The sequence below is a fragment of the Pseudoroseomonas cervicalis ATCC 49957 genome, from assembly GCF_000164635.1.
GTDB classification, from domain to species: Bacteria; Pseudomonadota; Alphaproteobacteria; order Acetobacterales; family Acetobacteraceae; genus Pseudoroseomonas; species Pseudoroseomonas cervicalis.
In genome coordinates, this window is sequence record NZ_GG770779.1 from 318,971 (window position 1) to 322,923 (window position 3,953).

The window sequence follows — 3,953 nt, forward strand, 5'->3', positions numbered from 1 at the left end:
CTGGTCGCCGCCCGCACCGCCGAGCGCGTGGTGGAGCTGGCGCGCGAGGCCCGCCAGGAGGAGGCCGCGCGCAAGGCCGCGCGCAAGCTCCAGGCCACCCTCGACGACATGCCCAACCGTTCTTTTTTCTAGCTGCCGGTCAGGGCCGCGACGGGCGGTGCTGCATGGGCCGGGGGCGCTTCGGCCCGGGGTTGCGGGGCGGGAGGAGTGGCGGCAGCTTCTCATCGCAGGGCGACGCAGCGCCGAAGCTGGCACACCAGCAGCAAAACCCCGCCACGCTCCGAAGCCGCAACTGCAGCGTCCCGCCTCCCTGCAAGGCAGCGGCAGCCTGACAGAAAAGCAGCCTGGAAAAAATCAAAGGGTGGGCCTGAGCTTCCAGACGAGCGCGATCAGCTCGGCCACCGCCTCGAAATGCTCGGCCGGGATCTGCGCGCCTTCCTCGACGCGGTAGAGGGCGCGCGCCAGAGGCGGGTTCGGCAGCACCGGCACGCCATGCTTCTCGGCCTCGCGGCGGATGCGCGCGGCCATGCTGTCGACGCCGCGCGCCACCACGCGGGGGGCGGCGTCGATGCCGCGGCGATAGCTCAGCGCCACGGCGTAATGCGTCGGGTTGGTGACGATGACGGTGGCCTTGGGCACCTCGGCCATGGCGCGGCTGCGGCTGCGGCGCAGCGCGATCTGGCGACGGCGGCCGCGGATATGTGGATCGCCCTCGCTCTCCTTCATCTCGTCCTTCATCTCCTGCCGCGACATGCGCATCTTCTGCATGTGGCGCAGCCGCACCCAGCCGAGATCGACCAGGGCGACGACGGTGAAGGCCAGCAGCGCGCCGCGCAGCAGCCGCTCGATCAGCTCCGCCGCCAGGCCGCCGAGTTCCTCCAGCGGCAGGGCCAGGGTCTGCGGCAGGCGCTCGGTGATGCCGTCGGAGACCCACCACATGGCCAGGCCGCAGGCCACCACCTTCAGCATGGCGCGGCCGAACTCGACCAGCGCCTGCGGCCCGAACATGCGCTTCAGCCCGCGCAGCGGGCTCAGCTTCATCGGGTTCGGCGCCAGCGGCTTGGCGGAGACCAGCAGGCGGGTCTGCGCCAGCGTCACCACCACCGCGCCGGTGGCGGCCAGTCCCGCGACGCCGAGCGCCAGCGGCGCGGCGCGCACCGCCATCTCGCTCAGCTCCAGCTGCCAGCGCGCCTCATGCGACAGGGCGAACAGGCTGCGCCCCTGCTCGACCATGTGGTGGCCGAGCGCCGGGCCGAACCAGGACAGGGCGAAGGCGCCGCCGCAGAGGCTCGCCAGCTGCACCGCCTCGCGCGCCAGCGGCACCTCGCCGGATTCGCGCGCCTTGCGGAGTTTCGCCTCGGAGGGATCGAGTTCCTTCTCCTCGGAATCGCCGCCCGGGCCTTCCTTCTCGGCCATGGCTCAGTTCAACCCGGGCAGCAGGGCGAAGCCGGCGCGCGCCGCCTCGCCCCAGAAGGCCAGCAGCGCGGGCAGCAGCAGCGCCAGCAGGGCGATGCCGGCCAGGCTCTGCGCCGGCAGGGCGAGGATGTAGACCTGGGCCTGCGGCGCGATGCGCGCCAGCAGCCCGCTGCCCATCTGCAGCAGCAGGGTCAGCAGGATCAGCGGCGCGGCGAGCCGCAGCGCCAGGGCGAAGCTGGCGGCGCTGGCCTGGGCCACCGCCTCGGCGGCGGGGCCCGCCGGCAGCGGCGCGCCCACCGGCAGCAGGGCGTAGCTCTCGGCCAGGGCGCGCAGCGGCAGGGCATAGAGGCCGCTGGCCAGCAGCAGGGAGACGGCGGCCAGGCCGAAGAAGCGGCCGAGCGCGGTGCTGCCCTCGCCCATGGTGGGGTCCTGGCTCAGCACGCTGGACAGGCCGATCATCAGCCCGATCGCCTGGCCGGCCACCTGCACGGCGTAGACCATCAGCCGCGCCAGCCAGCCGATCCAGAAGCCGATGGCGACCTCCAGGGCGATCAGCCGGACCAGCCCGGCCATGTCCTGCGGCTCGGGCGGCAATTGCGGGCCGAGCACCGGCAGCAGCAGCGCCACCACGGCGAGCGCCAGCGCCAGGCGGACGGTGACCGGCACCTCCTGCTCGCCCAGGCCCGGCAGCACCATGCCGCAGGCGCCCATGCGGGCCAGCAGCAGCAGCGCCTGGAAGGCGAGGTGCGGCAGGGTCTCGAGGAACTCGGCGCCGCTCACCGCAGGCCGCCCACCGCCACGACCTGATCGAACAGCCCCTCGGTCAGGCTGCGCAGCGCGGTCAGCGCGGCGGAACTGCCGAACAGCAGCGCCAGGCCCAGCGCCAGCAGCTTCGGCACGAAGGCCAGCGCCGCCTCCTGCACCTGGGTCAGCGCCTGCAGGATGGCGATCACCAGACCCACCGCCAGCAGGATGCCGAGCAGCGGCCCGCCCACCAGCAGCGCCGTCCACAGCGCCTGCTGCCCGGCCAGGGCGATCACGTCACTTTCGACCATGCGCGCCGCCTCCTGCGGCCCGAACCGCCGCGTCTTGCGGCGGGGCGGCTGTCAGAGCGACATCCGCATCACTTCCTGATAGGCGGAGACCACGCGGTCGCGCACCGCCACCGTGGTCTGCAGCGCCAGCTCGGCGCGCGAGACGGCGAGCACCACCTCGGTCGCGCCGACCTCGCCGCGCAGCCCCTGGACGCTGGCGACATCGGCGGCGCGGGTGGTGTCCACCACCTTCTCCACCGCGCGCTCCAGCATGGCGCCGAAGCTGCCGGCGGCGGCGGCGGTGTTGCCGGCGGTCGGCGCCTCGCTGGCCAGGCCCGCGGCGTTGCGATAGGCGGAGAGCGCGGCGCCCGCGCCGGGCAGCGGCGAACTCATGCGCGCAGCAGGTCGATGGCGCGCTGGATCATGGCGCGGGTGGTCTCGAGCACCGAGAGGTTGGCGCTGTAGCTGCGCTGGGCCTCGCGCATGTCCATCATCTCCACCATGGAGTCGACATTGGGCTTGCGCACATAGCCGCGCGCATCGGCGGCCGGGTGCTGCGGGTCGTACTGCTCCGGGAAGTTGCCGGCGGCGGTGCCGATGCGCGCCACCCGCACCGTCTCGGCGCCGAGGGCGCGGTCGAGCCGGTTGGCGAAGGTGACGGTCTTGCGGCGATAGGGCTCGGCGCCCGGCGTCTCGCCGGTGCTGTCGCGGTTGGCGACGTTCTCGGCCACCACCCGCAGCCGCGCCGATTGCGCCGACATGCCGGAGGCGGAGACGCTGAGCGCGCGTTCGAGATCCATGCCGGGTGCTCCTCTCAGCCGCCGCGGCCGAGCGCGGACTGGAACATCGCCGTCCAGCGGCGGTGCAGATTGACCGCCAGCGCGTGCGCCTGGTCGGTGGCGGCGACCTTCAGCGCCTGCTCCTCCAGCGAGACGGCGTTGCCGTCCGGGCTGCGCTCGGACACCTTGCGGTCGGGGCGGCCCTGCATCTCGTTGCGGGCCGGGATGTGGCGCGCATCGGTGCGGGCCAGCGGCGCGTTGGCGCCGGCGCGCTCCAGCACCTGCTCGAAGGCCTGCAGGTCGCGCGGCTGGAAGCCGGGCGTGTTGGCGTTGGCGATGTTCTGCGCCAGCACCTTCTGGCGCTGTTCCAGCCAGTTCAGCCGCTGTCCGGCCAGGGCCAGGGGATCGGAAGGGCGACCGTTCATGGCTGCTCCCATCGCATGCAGACGCGACCCAATTGTTAACGGCGACCGCGCGCGGCCGGCTCAGCGCAGCGCGTCGCTCAGCGCCCGGCCCATCGCCAGCTCCTGCCGCAGCCGCTGCAATTCCGGCGCGTCCGGGCCGGGCGGCGGCGTGGTCAGGGTGGTGAAGGCCTCGGCCAGCGGGCCGCCGCGCATGCGCGCGCCATAGGCGGCGCGCAGCTCGGCCATGCGGGTTTCGTCGCCGGCGAGCGCGCGGAAGGCGGCCAGCCGCAGCAGCATCTGCCGCTGCCCGGCATCCAGCG

The 3,953-nt window shown here is 73.7% G+C and carries 7 protein-coding genes; all 7 read right to left on the minus strand.

The features are described from left to right. Positions 1 to 354 precede the first annotated feature (354 nt). Complete coding sequence (locus HMPREF0731_RS12675; RefSeq protein ID WP_007004541.1) at positions 355 to 1,416, minus strand: EscU/YscU/HrcU family type III secretion system export apparatus switch protein; 1,062 nt, start codon at positions 1,414 to 1,416, stop codon at positions 355 to 357. Positions 1,417 to 1,419: 3 nt separating this feature from the next. After that, a complete protein-coding gene (locus HMPREF0731_RS12680) occupies positions 1,420 to 2,196 on the minus strand; it encodes a flagellar biosynthetic protein FliR (RefSeq protein WP_007004542.1) in 777 nt (258 codons plus the stop codon). Continuing rightward, positions 2,193 to 2,471 (minus strand): flagellar biosynthetic protein FliQ, encoded by a 279-nt coding sequence (locus tag HMPREF0731_RS12685; protein ID WP_007004543.1) that lies wholly within the window; start codon positions 2,469 to 2,471, stop codon positions 2,193 to 2,195. Before HMPREF0731_RS12685 ends, HMPREF0731_RS12680 begins: the two co-directional genes overlap by 4 nt. Before the next feature lie 51 nt (positions 2,472 to 2,522). Further along, positions 2,523 to 2,843, minus strand: coding sequence for a flagellar hook-basal body complex protein FliE (gene fliE / locus HMPREF0731_RS12690; protein WP_007004544.1), 321 nt, complete (start codon positions 2,841 to 2,843; stop codon positions 2,523 to 2,525). Next, positions 2,840 to 3,250 carry a flagellar basal body rod protein FlgC gene (gene flgC, locus HMPREF0731_RS12695; RefSeq protein ID WP_007004545.1) on the minus strand — a complete coding sequence of 137 codons (411 nt, stop codon included), beginning with the start codon at positions 3,248 to 3,250 and terminating at the stop codon, positions 2,840 to 2,842. Before flgC ends, fliE begins: the two co-directional genes overlap by 4 nt. Before the next feature lie 14 nt (positions 3,251 to 3,264). After that, positions 3,265 to 3,654 carry a flagellar basal body rod protein FlgB gene (gene flgB / locus HMPREF0731_RS12700; RefSeq protein WP_007004546.1) on the minus strand — a complete coding sequence of 130 codons (390 nt, stop codon included), beginning with the start codon at positions 3,652 to 3,654 and terminating at the stop codon, positions 3,265 to 3,267. A gap of 60 nt (positions 3,655 to 3,714) precedes the next feature. After that, the coding region (locus HMPREF0731_RS12705) for a hypothetical protein (protein ID WP_007004547.1) at positions 3,715 to 3,953 on the minus strand (239 nt) is incomplete at its 5' end.

Coding starts and splice junctions, on each gene's coding strand:
- HMPREF0731_RS12675 (WP_007004541.1), bottom strand. CDS start 1,416: ATGGCCGAGAAGGAAGGCCCGGGCGGCGATTCCGAGGAGAAGGAACTC.
- HMPREF0731_RS12685 (WP_007004543.1), bottom strand. CDS start 2,471: ATGGTCGAAAGTGACGTGATCGCCCTGGCCGGGCAGCAGGCGCTGTGG.
- fliE (WP_007004544.1), bottom strand. CDS start 2,843: ATGAGTTCGCCGCTGCCCGGCGCGGGCGCCGCGCTCTCCGCCTATCGC.
- flgC (WP_007004545.1), bottom strand. CDS start 3,250: ATGGATCTCGAACGCGCGCTCAGCGTCTCCGCCTCCGGCATGTCGGCG.
- flgB (WP_007004546.1), bottom strand. CDS start 3,654: ATGAACGGTCGCCCTTCCGATCCCCTGGCCCTGGCCGGACAGCGGCTG.